Origin of the sequence: Sinorhizobium fredii NGR234 (assembly GCF_000018545.1) — a bacterium.
Classification (GTDB): domain Bacteria; phylum Pseudomonadota; class Alphaproteobacteria; order Rhizobiales; family Rhizobiaceae; genus Sinorhizobium; species Sinorhizobium fredii_A.
Genome location: NC_012586.1, coordinates 1 through 15,103 on the forward strand (window position 1 = coordinate 1; position 15,103 = coordinate 15,103).

The 15,103-nt window shown below is 63.1% G+C and carries 14 protein-coding genes; 9 read left to right on the top strand and 5 right to left on the bottom strand.

Annotated elements, in window-relative coordinates; translation table 11 throughout:
- Positions 1-247 precede the first annotated feature (247 nt).
- The 5 genes from repA to NGR_RS00025 all read left to right on the top strand — a co-directional run bounded on the left by repA (position 248) and on the right by NGR_RS00025 (position 6,384).
- The gene (gene repA / locus NGR_RS00005; protein WP_164924021.1) at positions 248-1,441 is read left to right on the top strand and encodes a plasmid partitioning protein RepA; all 1,194 of its coding nucleotides are present in this window, start codon (positions 248-250) and stop codon (positions 1,439-1,441) included.
- A gap of 3 nt (positions 1,442-1,444) precedes the next feature.
- Positions 1,445-2,449 (top strand): plasmid partitioning protein RepB, encoded by a 1,005-nt coding sequence (repB, locus tag NGR_RS00010; RefSeq protein ID WP_012706085.1) that lies wholly within the window; start codon positions 1,445-1,447, stop codon positions 2,447-2,449.
- Positions 2,450-2,605: 156 nt separating this feature from the next.
- Entirely contained in the window at positions 2,606-3,919 is a 1,314-nt protein-coding gene (gene repC / locus NGR_RS00015) for a plasmid replication protein RepC (RefSeq protein WP_012706086.1), read from the top strand.
- Positions 3,920-4,177: 258 nt separating this feature from the next.
- A complete protein-coding gene (locus NGR_RS00020; RefSeq protein WP_012706087.1) occupies positions 4,178-5,389 on the top strand; it encodes a glycosyltransferase family 4 protein in 1,212 nt (403 codons plus the stop codon).
- Positions 5,390-5,403: 14 nt separating this feature from the next.
- Positions 5,404-6,384, top strand: a complete 981-nt coding sequence (locus tag NGR_RS00025; RefSeq protein WP_012706088.1) for an NAD-dependent epimerase/dehydratase family protein — start codon at positions 5,404-5,406, stop codon at positions 6,382-6,384.
- 141 nt (positions 6,385-6,525) lie between these two features.
- Here NGR_RS00025 and NGR_RS00030 read toward each other — a convergent pair whose 3' ends face one another.
- Together NGR_RS00030 and NGR_RS00035 are read right to left on the bottom strand one after the other, a co-directional pair.
- A complete protein-coding gene (locus NGR_RS00030) occupies positions 6,526-6,888 on the bottom strand; it encodes a VOC family protein (RefSeq protein ID WP_164923768.1) in 363 nt (120 codons plus the stop codon).
- 94 nt (positions 6,889-6,982) lie between these two features.
- Complete coding sequence (locus NGR_RS00035; RefSeq protein ID WP_012706089.1) at positions 6,983-7,819, bottom strand: hypothetical protein; 837 nt, start codon at positions 7,817-7,819, stop codon at positions 6,983-6,985.
- Between the two features lie 535 nt (positions 7,820-8,354).
- Here NGR_RS00035 and NGR_RS00040 point away from each other — a divergent pair.
- The gene (locus tag NGR_RS00040) at positions 8,355-9,518 is read left to right on the top strand and encodes an RHE_PE00001 family protein (protein WP_164923769.1); all 1,164 of its coding nucleotides are present in this window, start codon (positions 8,355-8,357) and stop codon (positions 9,516-9,518) included.
- Positions 9,519-9,547: 29 nt separating this feature from the next.
- Here the strand turns inward: NGR_RS00040 and NGR_RS00045 are convergent, their stop codons facing one another.
- Positions 9,548-10,048, bottom strand: a complete 501-nt coding sequence (locus NGR_RS00045; protein WP_012706091.1) for a hypothetical protein — start codon at positions 10,046-10,048, stop codon at positions 9,548-9,550.
- Between the two features lie 298 nt (positions 10,049-10,346).
- Complete coding sequence (locus tag NGR_RS00050; protein WP_012706092.1) at positions 10,347-11,210, bottom strand: DMT family transporter; 864 nt, start codon at positions 11,208-11,210, stop codon at positions 10,347-10,349.
- Positions 11,211-11,327: 117 nt separating this feature from the next.
- Here NGR_RS00050 and NGR_RS00055 point away from each other — a divergent pair, with 117 nt between their 5' ends.
- Positions 11,328-12,725 (top strand): PLP-dependent aminotransferase family protein, encoded by a 1,398-nt coding sequence (locus NGR_RS00055; RefSeq protein WP_012706093.1) that lies wholly within the window; start codon positions 11,328-11,330, stop codon positions 12,723-12,725.
- Positions 12,726-12,790: 65 nt separating this feature from the next.
- Here NGR_RS00055 and NGR_RS00060 read toward each other — a convergent pair whose 3' ends face one another.
- Complete coding sequence (locus NGR_RS00060) at positions 12,791-13,690, bottom strand: LysR family transcriptional regulator ArgP (protein WP_012706094.1); 900 nt, start codon at positions 13,688-13,690, stop codon at positions 12,791-12,793.
- A 102-nt stretch (positions 13,691-13,792) separates the two neighbouring features.
- On the opposite strand from NGR_RS00060, the gene NGR_RS00065 reads away from it, so the two are divergent.
- Positions 13,793-14,401 (top strand): LysE/ArgO family amino acid transporter, encoded by a 609-nt coding sequence (locus tag NGR_RS00065; RefSeq protein ID WP_012706095.1) that lies wholly within the window; start codon positions 13,793-13,795, stop codon positions 14,399-14,401.
- Positions 14,402-14,457: 56 nt separating this feature from the next.
- Positions 14,458-15,093, top strand: a complete 636-nt coding sequence (locus tag NGR_RS00070) for a LysE family translocator (protein WP_012706096.1) — start codon at positions 14,458-14,460, stop codon at positions 15,091-15,093.
- Positions 15,094-15,103 lie beyond the last annotated feature (10 nt).

A 15,103-nucleotide genomic window follows, 5' to 3' on the forward strand; every position in this document is an offset into this window, starting at 1 on the left:
CGCGTCAAGCCCAGCCGGCCTTGTTGGCCGCCTAATAAAAGAGATGCTAGAGCGGGTCGCGCAGCCGCCGCGCGCCAGTTGTCCGCGGACAACTTTGTTCGGCGATACTCATGAAACCGTGCCGCCCGTACGGCTAAACGGACCCCTTTGCCAAGCGTTTGTCAATCGGCATCGAATCGGAGCATAGTATAACTGCGCAGATTCGCTGCTAATGCCGATTTTTGCGCAGTTTTCGGAGATCATGATGTTGCAGCCAAGAGTCCAGAGCGTCGATGAGCAGGAGCATTTGCCCTCCCTGCTTTCTGCCGACGCCCAGGAACTTGCCCATCAACTCCAGGAACATCAGAAGAAAATCTTCTCCCCGACGGCACAGAAGACCATGCGGCTCTTCAGCCCGGCGGAGGCGGCCGCCTTCATCGGAATCGGCGAAGGCTACCTGCGCCAGATCGCCTCAGAAGGCCACGGCCCGCAGCCGCTGTCAAACGGCCGGCGCATGTATGCGGTCGAGGACGTCGAACGAATCCGCCGCGTCCTCGACGAGGGGGCCAAGACGGGCAAATACATCCCGCACCGCCGGCCGGGCGAAAAGCTGCAGGTCATTTCGGTGATGAACTTCAAGGGTGGGTCGGGCAAGACGACGACCTCTGCCCACCTGTCGCAATATCTGGCGTTGCGCGGCTATCGCGTGCTGGCGATCGATCTCGATCCGCAGGCGTCGCTTTCGGCGCTTTTCGGCCATCAGCCGGAGCTCGACGTCGGCGAGGCTGAGACCCTCTACGGCGCCATTCGTTACGAATCTCCTCGCCCGATCGCCGATGTGGTGCGCTCGACCTACACGACCAACCTCCATTTGATCCCCGGCAATCTCGAATTGATGGAGTTCGAGCACGAGACCCCGAAGGCAATGATCGGCGGCTCGGCCGAGACGCTGTTTTTCGCGCGGATCGGCGAGGTGCTGACGGAAATCGAGAGCTTCTACGACATCGTCGTCATCGATTGCCCGCCGCAGCTCGGCTTCCTGACGATGTCGGCGCTCTGCGCGGCAACCTCGGTCCTCATTACCGTCCACCCACAGATGCTCGATGTCATGTCGATGTCGCAGTTCCTGTCGATGACCAGCGAACTCATGGCCGTCGTCGAGAAGGCCGGCGGCCGCACCAGCTATGACTGGATGCGCTATCTCGTGACGCGCTTCGAACCGAATGACGGCCCGCAGAGCCAGATGACCGGCTTCATGCGGGCGATCTTCGGCAATCGCATGCTGCACAATGCCATGGTGAAATCGACCGCCATTTCGGATGCCGGCGTCACCAAACAGACGCTCTACGAGGTCGAACGCTCGCAATTCATCCGCGGCACCTATGACCGGGCGATGGACTCCCTGTCGCTCGTCAATGCGGAGATCGAAGAGATGATCCGCAGCGTCTGGGGAAGGAAGTAAGCGATGGCCCGCAAGAACCTGATCGGCATCTCCGACAGCCCGGCTGCTCCGCCTGACGGGGAACGGCCGGCCGTCGAGCGGCCGATCGCCGGCCTTGCCCCGGGGCCTCGAACCAGTGCGCTGGTCGGCGGCATCACCAGATCGCTGTCCAATATTACCCAGAAGGTCGAGCGGGCCGAGGAGCTGGAACGCCAGCTGGCGCAAGGCCACGCGATTGTCGAGCTCGAACCGTCGCTGGTCGATGCCTCGTTCATCATCGACCGCCTCGGCGTGACGCCCGAGACGCAGGCTGCGCTGGTCCAACAGATCCGCGACCACGGACAACAGGTGCCGATCCTGGTGCGACCGCACCCGGAGGCCGAAAACCGCTACCAGGTGGCTTATGGCCACAGGCGGCTGGCGGCGCTGCGCGAGATCGGCGGCAAGGTCAAGGCCGTCATTCGCGAGCTGAGCGACGAGCAGCTCGTCATTTCCCAGGGGCAGGAGAACAACGCCCGCACCGATCTCTCCTATATCGAGCGGTCGCTCTTCGCGACTCGGCTCGAGGACCGCGGCTTTTCGCGTGAAACCATCATGTCGGCGCTCGGTGTCGACAAGGCGGCGCTGTCGAAGATGATCAGCGTCGTGCGCCGCCTGCCCGTCGAAATCATCGAGGCGATCGGTGCCGCGCCCTCCTTCGGCCGCCGGCGCTGGATGGAACTGGCCGACCGGCTTGAGCATGACGGACGTCGCGCCAAGGCGCTCGCCCACATCAGGCAAAGCCCGTTTATGGAAATGGACAGCGACCGGCGCTTCGAAAAACTCTTCGTCGTCCTGGCTGAAGCCAGGGGGCGGGCCAAGGCAGAGGCCTGGCTGGCGCCCGACCGGACGCGTCCCGTGCGCATCCGCGACACCGATACGGAGACGACGCTCGCCTTCAGCAAGGCGGCGGCACCGGGCTTCGCAGAATTCGTGAGGGGGAGGCTTGAGTCTCTCTACCTCGAATACCAACAGGAAACAGGAGACTAGGCAGAGCAAAAGAAAAAGGCTTCCGAACGACTAGCGCTGCGGAAACCCTTCTCTCGTGTAGCAACTAGAGATTCCCATTTCCGCGAATCAGTGTCAAGCGTTTTTGGCGTCGTTTCGGCGAACGGATTTCTTTTGCCTTGGAAAAGGTGAAGAAAAATGGAACGTGGGAATGTGACGACGCCTTTCGGGCGCCGGGCGATGACGCTTGGCATGCTCGCAAGGCAGATCGCTGCCGGCGATATTCCGCCGAAGCAGTCGGTCGACAAATGGAAATTGTTTCGCACGGTTTGTGAAGCGAAGTCGGCGATCGGCGTCTCCGATCGCTCGCTTGCCGTGCTCAATGCTCTGTTGAGCTTCTATCCCGGTGCCGAACTCTCGAGCGAAAACGGCCTCGTCGTGTTTCCCTCGAATGCGCAGCTTTCGCTTCGCACCCACGGCATGGCCGGCACGACACTGCGCCGCCATCTCGCCTGCCTCGTCGAAGCGGGCCTGATCGTTCGCCGCGACAGCCCGAACGGCAAGCGCTACGCCCGCAAGAGCCGCAACGGCGCGATCGGCGAAGCCTTCGGTTTCGATCTCAGTCCACTGCTTGCCCGAACGGAAGAGTTCAGGGCGGCCGCTGCGAAGCTTGCCGCCGAAAAGCAGCATCTCCGTCTCGTCCGCGAGCGTCTGAGCCTCTGCCGACGCGACATTGCAAAGCTGCTTGACCTCAGCCGGCAGAGCAATCCGGATGCAGATTGCCAAGCCTTCGAGTCCGCGTTCGGGCAGCTCAATGCCGGTCTGCCGCGCAACGCACCCGTCGGATTCCTCGAAGCACTCCTCGAAAAACTTGGGAAACTCCGCGAGCAGCTCACCAATCGATTGGAAATATTGCTGAATTCGCAAAAAACGGCCACCAATGATCACCAGAATGGACGGCACAAACAGAATTCAAATCCAGACTTCCAATTTGAATCTGAACCGGGCTTGGGAAAAGACGGGGAGGTCAGCCTGGCGGATGATTGCAGCCGAACGGAAAGCGCCGGCCGGACAGGGAAACCTCATCAACAGCGGCCGGACGAGACCTCTTCCCGGCTGCCGGACAGCGTTTCCCCCGCCCCGCCTGTCGACCGGCTTCGCCGCCAGATCCCCCTGCCCGCGGTTCTTCAGGCCTGCCCGCAAATTGCCGATTATGGGCCATCCGGCCGCGTGGCGAACTGGAAAGACCTGATGACCGCGGCGATCGTGGTGCGGACGATGCTCAATGTGAGCGCCGATGCTTTTGAGGATGCCTGCTTGGTTCTCGGATACGAGAATGCCGCGACCCTCATGGCCTGCATTCTCGAACGAGCCGATCGGATCAACTCGCCTGGCGGCTATCTCAGGGATCTCACCCAACGCGCAAGGCAGCAGGCCTTTTCGCTGGCACCGATGGTTGGCGCCTTGTCCCAGGCAAGGAGGCAGGGCTTAAGGGGGTCACAGTCAGCTTAACGCAACACTGCTTCCCTCCCCGTTCAAGACGTAAGGTTGTGAGAATACGCATCACGGCCTGCGTTTGGGAAGGCGTGCGCCGCTGTAGCAGATGCAATTGGGATCAAACTACTCGCGCATAGCGAGCGACCACTCGCCTTAGTGCGAAAGGAGTAATTGAATTTTACCGGAATAGGCGCTGAATACCACCAGGGGCATGCTGTAAAAGGCGAATCCCTTTCAGCCGGCCTCAAGTAACACAGTTAGTGACCGGGTTCGATGCGCCTCATTCTTGTCAACGATGTCTCCATCATTCGCGGCGGTGCCACCAAGGTGGCATTGCAGTGCATCGATGCGAGCAGGCAGGCAGGGCTGAATTGCGCCATCCTGGTCGGCGACGACGGCGAAGGACTGATGCCGCGCTTTGCCGGCATCCGGACGGTTGCGTTAGGCCAGCGACCGCTTCGCGACGGTCCTACCTTCACCGACGTCTTCGAGAAGAATTACAACCAGCATGCCTACGATGCGCTGGACGGTCTGCTGAAGGAAACGGACGAGGAGACCGTCGTGCATGTGCACGGCTGGTCGCAGATTCTCTCGCCGTCGATCTTCTACGCACTCGCCAAACACAAGGCCAAGGTCATCGTCACGGCGCATGATTTCTTCCTGAGTTGTCCGAACGGAGGGCTGATCAATTTCCAGAGCGGAGCCGTCTGCGATGTCCGCCCGATGTCGGCAGCATGTCTGACGACCAATTGCGACAAGCGAAACTATCTCCACAAACTCTGGCGCTTTCGCCGCACTCTGACCCAACGCGGCGTCGGCGAGGAGTTCTGGAGCCGCGTCGGCATCGTGCTGGCGCATGAAAGCATGGAGCCCTTTCTGCACTCGGGCCCGTTGCAACATTTTATCACCCTGCGCACACCGACCGAGCCGTTGACACATACGCCCGTGGAGGCCTGGCGCAATCACCGCACCCTCTTCTTGGGGCGAATGTGCTGGGAAAAGGGCGTCCGCACGCTCGCCGACGCCTTGAACAAGACCGGGCGAACGGCGACGCTGATCGGCCGCGGACCGCTGCTCGACGAAATGCAGCGGGCTTTGCCGCATTGTTGGGTGCCGGGCTGGCTGGCCGATGAAGAGGTAACGACGCTGGCGGGGCAAGCGCGCGTCTTCATCATGCCGTCGCGCATGCCCGAACCCTACGGACTGGTCGCCGCCGAGGCGCTGATGTCCGGCATTCCCGTCATCATCAGCAGCAATGCGCTGATTGCCGCCGAAGTAGAGCGGTACGACGCCGGGCTGGTCTTTAGAAGCGGTGATGCCGGCTCGCTGGCGGAAAGCTTGGCGAGCACCGATGACGACAGGCTGATGCAGAGACTTTGCGAAGGCGCGCTCGGGCTTGGCCAGCGGATCGCGCCCAGCAAGGCGGAATGGGGCCGGCGCATGGTCGATATCTATACAGGCAGAAGCGGCCTTTTCGCTCAATAAATGGAAAAAATCACATGGCGCGGGCTTTGGTGACGGGAGGCTGTGGTTTTGTTGGAAGACATCTGATCAAGCGGCTTTTGACCGAGGGGCTGGATGTCGTCTGCGTCGATCCGCTCGTGGAAGGGACGGGGGCACGGCATCCCGATCTCTGGCAGCGCTTTCCCGGGTCGCGCTTTGCGTTCTTCGAGGAAGATTGCCGGAGTTTCTTTTTTCGCCCTCTTGAACATTTCGACTACGTCTTCCATCTTGCCGCGCTGGTCGGCGGCCGTGTCACGCTGGAGGCACGCACCCTCGACGTTGCCGAGGACCTGGCGGTGGATGCCGAATTGTGGAAATGGGCGGCACGCGCCAAACCCGGCTGTGTCGTGTTCTTCAGCTCCAGCGCAGCCTACCCCGTTTCGCTACAGACGCTCGCCAACCATCGGCTGCTTTCGGAAGATATGATTTCTTTCGAAGCCGCCATTGGCGTGCCCGATCTCAGTTATGGTTGGGCGAAACTGACCGGCGAATATCTGATGAAGCTTTATGTCGAGCGCTACGGCAACCGCGCAGTCGCCTATCGGCCGTTCAGCGGCTATGGCGAGGATCAGGATCTTGCCTATCCGTTCCCCGCTATTTGCCGTCGCCTGCTCGATGAAAGAGGTGCTGCGGAAGTCTGCGTCTGGGGTTCGGGCCGGCAATGCCGGGACTTCATCCATATCGATGACTGTATCGATTTCATTTGGCAAACCAAGGAACTCCTGCCGGATGGCGCCAGCCTCAACCTTTCGACCGGTAGAGCTACCTCCTTCATGAAATTGGCCGAGATCATCGCTCGTCAGATCGGCTGGAATCCCGTCGTCAACGGCCTCCGCGATCGCCCGGAAGGCGTCTTCTATCGCTGCGGCGATACCGCCTTGCAGCGCTCCTATGGGCTTGCCCCGCGCGTCAGCCTGGAGGAAGGGATTGCGCGGATGCTCGATCATCTGCGCATGGAATTCGACACCTGTTCTTAACGAAATGGCGGTTATCATAACTCGTTGACGGAAAAGCTCCCCGGTTCGCCACACGGAAGCTAACTCGCCAATCGTTTCCGCTACATCGGTTTAAGAATTTCGGCCCTTCCCCGGGACGCCCAAGGTGTTGTCCACGTCTTTTCAGTCCACTTTGCGGAAAGCGCGACTGGAGACCGAGATGGAGTTCTGGCAAGGGTCTTTGGTATTGGCGAACTGATAGCCGTCCGCTTGGTGTATGGGGCCGAATTCAAGTCCATTCTCCTTCGAGCGCCGGCAGAAAGCCTCGACGTCCTCCACGTCGAAGACGAGCTTGATGACCGACTGGCCAGCACGCTGCCCCTTCGCAGCCGGATGAAGCATGAGTTTGGCACCGCCGTCCCGGGAGCACAGTTCCACAATCCGATCACCTGGGTGACGGCTTATCTCGAAGCCAAAGTGCTTCTCGTAAAAGCGCGCTGTCTCGTCGACGGCTCGGGCATAGATAATCAGCCTGCTGAGCGGCACATCGCTTCCTTCTCGCAAACGGTCACCGGTGAGACACGGGGCAAAGCAGTCCAGCCTCCAAGCCCTGTTGACAGCTGTCAACTCGATCCGGCAATCACTCGCGCCAATGCTCGGCCACCCAGCCGGTCGGTCGAATATAGTGGCGCAGATATCGGAACGGGTTTCTCTCTCGGCGCTCCGGAGAAAACAGGCCGCGGACGTGGCCGAGCGGCGTGGCGGCACGGCCCTTGTAGCCGAACTGACCGTCGATCGCGTGCTGCGGCAAAAGCCCGCGCGGGAAGAGAACGATCCGGGCATCGGCCGGCAGGCGCGGCGCCAGATAGTAGTTCAGCGGAAACGGCCAGCGGCAGTCCTGTCGGAAGTGCAGGACATGACGTCGCGGGAAGAACTTGGCCCCGCCCGGCGCGTTGCGCGTCACGAAGCGCTGCTCGAAGCGATACTCGTCGGCGACACCTTGGGGATCGGTCCGGAACTTCTCCTGCAACGGCACGAGCTTGCCGACCGGGAAGCGGAACACCGACGTCTGGCCGAGCCGCTCGAAGGGCGTCGTCTGGTTGACGGCGAGCACCACGTCATCCGGCCCGCCCGCCTCGAAGAAACTGTCGAGCGACCCGACGATGACGACGTCGAGGTCGAGGAACAGCACAGGTCCTTTGAGATTGCCAAGCTTCGGTCCCCAGAGCCGCGCCTTCGGCCAAATTCCCTTGGTGTTGGTCGGCATCTCGACATCGAGCGGCGGCAGGTCCTCGCAGAGAATTTCCGGGCGGAGGTTTTCGCGGCTGTCGGTGAAGCAGGTAAAGGTGAAAGGCGGCGTGATGTTGCGCGCCACCATGGCATAGAGCCTGTTGATGAAGGGGGCGCCATATTTGGTGCCCCAGCTGATGCAGATCACCTGCTTGACGCCGCCGCTTGCCGCCAGAACGCTTGCCATCGATTGTCGCTTCTCTCGTATCCGTGCCTGCCGAAAGCGCCTTCCCGAACTGGCGTTCGGACCGCCGGAACCGATGGTGTGGCGGATCTGCAGACGATCGATCAAACCCCGGGTGACTTAAAGCAGGAATTGCCGACAGCTGGCAAGATGCGGCGCCGAGGCAGTATCGGGCGGACGCGGTTCGACACAATTGGCGCAAGGGGAGGGGCACATTTAGCGGCGCCCGGCGGAATCGAAGTTGACAGCTGTCAACGGAGGCAGACAGGACACCGCGGAATGAAGGGGCGCTTGGTTCGCGAATGCTTGGTCGCGCCCCGTAGATGCGACGGGCTGGGGGATGCCAGACCGGACAGATGCTGTTGACAGCTGTCAACTCGATCAGCCACTGACCACGTCGCCCCGAAAAGCAGGGAACGCCGAGCGTTGGTGTCCGGAAGCAAGCTTCGCGAAATACCAGTGGGCAACGATCCGTCACCCTGTGACGGAAGGAAATTGCGTGTTAGCTTCCGTATCAGCGAAAGGCTTCATCTTTATAATGAGATACGAAACACCCGATCCGCTTCATCCAGCGCTGCTTCCGGGCCTGATCGCCGCGGAGGACGGGCTTGCTCGTCTCGATGAACGCGCCGCCCGCCACGCCGTTGCCGAGGGGTTTCGCGAACGCGGCCAGTTCTTCGACGCGGCGGCCGCCCTTTGGGTGGCGGGCGAACTCGTCCATGTCGAGGATCTCGTTTTACACGATTCGCACATGGATGCGCGAGCACCTTCTCACGAATTGACGATCGCCCACGCCGTTTTGCGAGCCCGGCGCCGCCTCGACCTCGCCGAGCCGGGCTGGGCGCTAAGCCTCTCCGGGCTGAATGCGCTGCGGGGAGAGCAGGGGGCTGTTCCCGCCAATGGCGGCCGCTCGGAAGCGCCGGATCACCCGCCGGACCGCGAGGAAGCGGGCGAAGCTGCTGTTGATGGCGAGGACAATCCGCTCGCCAATGAATTCGCCGAACTCGATGCGGCCATGGCGCGTTCGCAGCAGCTCCTGGATTTTCATGCCGGCAGCCTCGCTGAAGCCGCGTCGCCGCTGTCTGCGGAGAGGATGGCGCCGGAGAGGACGGCGGAGCCGACCGGCCAGCTCGGCCTGCTTTTCGACGAGGATTGGGACGAGGCGGCCCGGCTCGATGCCTGGCGTGGGGTTCTCGCGGCGGCCGATCAGTTGCCGGCCTGCCTCGGCGCCGCGGTGCTCTTCGATGCCTGGGAAAGGATCGAGCCGCTGCGCCGCCAGCATTGGCTCGGGTCGCTTCTCGTCGGCGCCTATCTGCGCTGTCGCGGCAAGGTCGCCTCGCATGTACTCGGCTTCAATACGGGGCTGAAGACCATCCGTCACGAGCGGCGTCGCTCGAAGGACCGGTCGGCGCGCCTCAATGCCTTTCTCGAGGCGATGGCGGTCACCGCCGATCTCGGCCTCAAGGAGCTCGACCGGCTGTCGCTTTCAAGGACGCAGATGGAGATGCGGATCAAGGACCGCCGCTCCAACAGCAATCTTCCGGGGCTGATCGATCTCGTCCTGTCGCGGCCGATCGTCTCGACGGCGATGATCGCCCGGCATCTCGGCGTTACCCCGCGCGGTGCTCTCAATCTGGTGCGCGAGCTGGGCGTGCGCGAAATCACCGGCAGGGGACGCTATCGCGGCTGGGGGGTGATCTGACGACGCGCGTTATGGACGGTGCCGGTCGGCTACTTCCGCTGCAGATTGATCTCGCTGGTCACGACGCGGTTGCCCGAGCGCGGGTCGACGTCGACGGTCATCAGCTTCATGCCGTTCTCGCCCACCTTCTGCAGGGTCAGGTTGGCGCGGCGGTCGCCGTTGACCTCCCGCGCCCAGTGGATGGTGAGATTGATGGCGCTGCCGCGCCGCTTGCCGGTGAGCGTCGACTTGCGGCCGCTCGGCCCGACATAGGTGCCGCTATAGTTGACACCTGTAAACTGAAGGTCGGCGCCGATCGAGCGCGATACGACGATGAGGCCGCGGCACGTGCCTCGCATCGACAGGGCGGCGTCGGTCGCTTGCGAATCGAAGTTGCAGGAGACGTTGATCGGCGTCCTGTCGACGCGAACCCTGACCATGCCGCCCCCGGTCCATTGCCCCTCCAGAGATCCGAGAAAGGCCGATTCATCGGCCTGAGCCGTGCCCGCAAAAAGGAGCAGCATGGCTGCGACGAGAAGATGCCTGGTCATCGGTGAGTGCCTCCCCCAATCGTCCGAGGCTGGACGCGTTTCCCATCCGGTCCAACGCGCCGCCTCGATGGAAGTTCCCGGGCCGATCTTATCATCGAGCGCCGGCATGAAGGACACCGACTTAGGGTGGTGGTCGAGGGCCGATCCGCGTCCCAAAACCGCCGCACACTTTTGGGCGACAGGCATTAGATCACGATGATTTTAGGTCGGATCGATCTAAAATCATGAACGTGATCGATTCTAATAGGTTAGAGGGGGATGCGGGCGGAAAACCGCACACACTTTTCCTCATCCCGCTCTAGCTTGCGAATTTCTTCGCCCCCGCCACGCAGGCCACGATCGCCAGCGTGGCGGCGAGCATCGGCCAGCTCACCGTTTCATCGAGCAAGGTCGCCGCCAAAGCGAGCCCGAAGAAAGGCTGCAGCAACTGCAGTTGGCCGACGGCGACGATGCCGCCCTGGGCGAGGCCGCGATACCAGAAGATGAAGCCGATCAGCATGCTGAAGACGGAGACATAGCCGAGGCCGAACCAGGAGGCGGGGCGCAAGGCATCGAAGCTCACCGGCATGGTGGCAAGCGCCAAGCCCAGCATGACGGGAAGCGACAGCACGAGAGCCCAGGAGATGACCTGCCAGCCGCCGAGCTTGCGCGACAGCTTGGCGCCCTCGGCGTAACCGAGACCGCAGGCGAGAATGGCGGCGAGCATCAGGAGGTCGCCGACCGGCGAGGCGGCAAAGCCCTGGCGCAGCGCGAAGCCGACGACGATGGTGCTGCCGAGCCCGGAGAACAGCCAGAAGGCCGGCTTCGGCCGCTCGCCGCCGCGCAGCACGCCGAAGATCGCCGTTGCCAGTGGCAGCAGCCCGACGAAGACGATCGAATGGGCGGAGGTGACGTGCCTCAGCGCCAGCGCCGTCAACAGCGGGAAGCCGACCACCACCCCCAGCGAAACGATGGCGAGCGGCAGAAGATCGCCACGCTCCGGCCGCTTCTCGCGAAAGACGACGAGCAGGCAAAAGGCCAGCAATCCGGCGATCGTGGCGCGGGCCACCGTCAGGAAGACCGGATCGAAATCCATCACCGCGATCCGCGTCGCCGGCAGCGAGCCCGAGAAAATCAGCACGCCCGCCATTCCATTCATCCAGCCGCTCGTAATCCTGTCCATGCGATGCTCCATTCTGTCCAATACCGGCATTGCTCTGTATCGGACCGGAGGACTGGCGCTTCCAGATACGGTGAAGTACAGTTGGCTAGAACTGTCATGGTTTAAGGGCCGGTACGGATGAGACCTCAGAGCGCAGATGCCGACGGCGAGACGCTGATCGCCAGGGTCATGGCGACGGTCCGGAACCGGATATCCGGGCGCACGCTCACGCCCGGTGCGCGGCTGCCGTCGATCCGCGCTTCCGCGACGAGCCTGAAAGTCTCGAAGTCGACCGTGGTGGAGGCCTATGAGCGGCTTGCGGCGGAGGGACTGATCCGTTCGCGGCCCGGTTCCGGCTTCTTCGTCGCCGCGCCGCTCGCGCCCTTGTCGCTTGCCGAAATCGGTCCGCGCGTCGAGCGCGAGGTCGATCCCTTGTGGATCTCGCGCCAGGCGCTCGAGGCGGACGGCAACGTGCTGAAGCCCGGCTGCGGCTGGCTGCCCGCATCATGGATGCCGGAAGAGGGATTGCGGCGTGCCTTGCGGGCGGTGGCGCGCGGCCGTGCCGCGACGCTCGTCGAATACGGCCCGCCGCTCGGGTTGCTGGCGCTGCGTCAACTGCTGGCGCGCCGCCTGGCGCAGCACGGCATCGAGGCCTCGCCGGAGCAGGTCATGCTGACGGAATCCGGCACCCAGGCGATCGACCTGCTCTGCCGATTTCTCGTCGAGCCGGGCGAAGCGGTGCTCGTCGACGATCCGTGCTACTTCAATTTTCACGCGCTGTTGCGGGCCCATCAGGCGAAAATCGTCGGCATCCCTTACACGCCGGCCGGGCCCGACATCGACCGCTTTGCCGCGGCGCTTCAGGAGCACCGGCCGCGGCTCTACATCACCAATTCCGCCCTTCACAATCCGACCGGCGCAACGCTCTCGCCGCTTGTCGCCCATCGCCTCCTGAAGCTCGCCGAACAGTTCGGGCTGACCATCGTCGAGGACGACATCTTCGCCGATTTCGAGGAGGCGGCCGCGCCGCGGCTCGCCGCCTTCGACGGCCTCGAGCGGGTCGTGCATATCGGCAGCTTCTCGAAATCGCTGTCGGCAGCGGTGCGCTGCGGCTTCATCGCGGCGCCGCGCGGCTGGATCGAGCCGCTCACCGACCTCAAGATCGCCACGAGCTTCGGCGCTGCCGGATTTTCCGCCGAGCTGGTGCTGACGCTGTTGAAGGATGGCAGCTATCGCAAGCACATGGAGACGGTGCGGCAGCGGCTGTCGCGGGCGATGGCCGGGACGATCGCCAGGCTCCGTCAGATCGGCATCGAGCCCTGGATCGAGCCGCAGGCGGGCATGTTCGTCTGGTGTCGCCTGCCGGACGGCATCGACGCGGCGCAACTCGCCAGAAGGGCGCTTGCCGAAAACATCGTGCTCGCCCCCGGCAACGTCTTCAGCCAGGCGCAGACGGCCGGCAATTTCCTGCGCTTCAACGTGGCACAGTGCGAGGACGAGCGGCTGTTTAGGGAGCTTGCGGGATTGATGCGGTAGCCGCCGTGCAATGGGCGCGCGGGGGGCTACATTGATGGTTTTGTCATGCGCGCACAGGGTCGAAGTCAACGCAGCAGCTGCTCCCTCGCCACCGTCGTCACCTCGCGCGTGAAATCGGCGAGCCGGTCGGCGGCAAGGCGGTTCATCTGCCAATAGAGCGGAACGTCCAACGGCGTGTCGGGGATCAGTTCGACCAGCCGTCCGGCGTCGAGATGCTGGCGCGCCAGCTGGGTCGGATTCATGCACCATCCCATGCCTGAAAGGCTGGCATCGAGGAAACTCTGCGTCGATGGCAGCCAGTGGGTCGGATAGGCGAGGTCTTTTCCGAGCGCCTGCCGTATCCACCGGCTTTGCAGCCTGTCCTTCTGGTTGAAGGTCAGGGCAGGGGCGTTGGCGATCGACTCCGGGGTGACGCCGTCGGCAAAATGCCGGGCAACGAAATCGGGGCTCGCCGTCGCGTGATAGCGCAGCGCGCCGAGCGACAGGCGCCGGCATCCCTGGATCGGCTTTTCCAGGCTGGTGACGGCTGCGATCACCCGCCCCCGCCGCAGCCACTCGGCGGTATGGTCCTCGTCGTCGAGGGCGATATTCAGCAGATAGTCCGAGCCCTTGGCGAAGCGCGATATGGCCGCGACGAACCACGTGCCGAGGCTGTCGGCGCTGGTCGCGACGTGAAGCGTCACCCTCTGCTTCGGTTCGCCGGGATCGGTGAGGGCCGGCAGGTGCTCGAACAGCTCGCTTTCGAGCATGCCGACAGTCTCCATGTGCCGGCAGAGCCAGGCTCCCTTTTCCGTCGCGGTACAGGGATTGCCCCTGGCGATGAGCACGGTGCCGAGGCGTTCCTCGAGCTGCTTCACCCGTTGCGAGACGGCCGAAGGCGTGACGTTCAGCATGGCCGCGGCCTTTTCGAAACTGCCTGTCTGGACGACCGCCGAGACGGCGCGGAGGGCGGAATAGTCGAGCATGGATTAGTTTCGCTTAATCAGGATCAGTAGCATTAACTAGCCTGAATCCGCCCGCCGCGATAGCGGAGACGCTCACTTAAGTCAGGGAGCGCCGCGCTAGGCATGAGTTTTTCGATCTATGTAACGGGTCTCATGATGGGGCTCAGCCTGATCGTCGCGATCGGCGCGCAGAATGCATTCGTCCTGCGCCAGGGCCTGCGCAACGAGCACCTGTTCGCCGTCTGCCTGGCGTGCGGCTTGTCCGATACCCTGCTGATCGTGCTGGGCGTCACCAGCTTCCAGCACATCGCCGCGCTGCTGCCCTGGCTCGATCCGGTCATGCGCTATGGAGGGGCGGCCTTCCTGATCTGGTATGGGGCAAAGAACCTCTATTCCGCCCTGCGGTCGTCCGGCGCGCTGGCGGCCCCCGAGGCGAGGCCGTCGAGCTTCCGCCAGACGCTTGCCACCTGCCTGGCGCTGACCTGGCTCAACCCGCATGTCTATCTCGACACGGTGGTGCTGCTCGGGACGATCTCGACCCGCTTTCCCGGACAGGAGTTTTCGTTCACCACCGGTGCGGTGACGGCCTCCTTCCTGTTCTTCTTCGGGCTCGGCTACGGCGCGACGTGGCTGCGGCCGATATTTCTCAAACCGACCGCCTGGCGCGTGCTGGAAACGCTCATTGCCTTTACGATGTGGATGATCGCCTCCAAACTGTTGCGCGGGGCGTGATTCCGACGACGTATCGTTCCGAAGGGACCGCCGCTCACTTCACAAGGATTCAAAGCTTGCTCGCCGAACTCAACCATCTTCTGCTTGTCTATACCGCCTATGTGATCGCTGCCGGCAGCCCCGGCCCCAGCAACATGCGGATCATGGGCGTTGCGATGAACAATGGAAGGCGAGCCGCCCTTGTGCTTGCCGCCGGCGTCGTCAGCGGCTCGATCTTCTGGGGCACGATGGCCGCCACCGGCATCTCCGCCATTCTCAGCCGATATGCCGAAGCGCTGATCGTTCTCAAGATCTTCGGCGGCCTCTATCTCCTTTATCTCGCCTTCAAGGCCGGCCGTGCCGCTCTCGCTTCCGACGCCGAGGCGGCGCGCACGAGCTCGGGCGACGAGACGCTCTCCGGCGCGGCGCTCTACCGGCGCGGACTGCTGATGCATCTCACCAATCCGAAATCCGTGCTCGCCTGGATCGCCCTGGTAACCCTCGGTCTCGGGCCGGGCTCGTCTTGGCATACGCTGGCGGCGATCCTCGCAGGCTGCGCGGTGCTGAGCGTGACCATCTTCTGCGGCTACGCGATCATTTTCTCGACCGCGCCGATGGTGCGCCTCTATCGCCGGACGCGGCGCTGGATTGAGGCCATTCTGGCGGTGTTTTTCGGCGTGGCCGGCCTGCGCCTGCTGCTGTCGCGCGCATGAGGAGAAGATC

Coding starts and splice junctions, on each gene's coding strand:
- repB (WP_012706085.1), top strand. CDS start 1,445: ATGGCCCGCAAGAACCTGATCGGCATCTCCGACAGCCCGGCTGCTCCG.
- repC (WP_012706086.1), top strand. CDS start 2,606: ATGGAACGTGGGAATGTGACGACGCCTTTCGGGCGCCGGGCGATGACG.
- NGR_RS00020 (WP_012706087.1), top strand. CDS start 4,178: ATGCGCCTCATTCTTGTCAACGATGTCTCCATCATTCGCGGCGGTGCC.
- NGR_RS00025 (WP_012706088.1), top strand. CDS start 5,404: ATGGCGCGGGCTTTGGTGACGGGAGGCTGTGGTTTTGTTGGAAGACAT.
- NGR_RS00035 (WP_012706089.1), bottom strand. CDS start 7,819: ATGGCAAGCGTTCTGGCGGCAAGCGGCGGCGTCAAGCAGGTGATCTGC.
- NGR_RS00040 (WP_164923769.1), top strand. CDS start 8,355: ATGAGATACGAAACACCCGATCCGCTTCATCCAGCGCTGCTTCCGGGC.
- NGR_RS00045 (WP_012706091.1), bottom strand. CDS start 10,048: ATGACCAGGCATCTTCTCGTCGCAGCCATGCTGCTCCTTTTTGCGGGC.
- NGR_RS00050 (WP_012706092.1), bottom strand. CDS start 11,210: ATGGACAGGATTACGAGCGGCTGGATGAATGGAATGGCGGGCGTGCTG.
- NGR_RS00055 (WP_012706093.1), top strand. CDS start 11,328: ATGAGACCTCAGAGCGCAGATGCCGACGGCGAGACGCTGATCGCCAGG.
- NGR_RS00060 (WP_012706094.1), bottom strand. CDS start 13,690: ATGCTCGACTATTCCGCCCTCCGCGCCGTCTCGGCGGTCGTCCAGACA.
- NGR_RS00065 (WP_012706095.1), top strand. CDS start 13,793: ATGAGTTTTTCGATCTATGTAACGGGTCTCATGATGGGGCTCAGCCTG.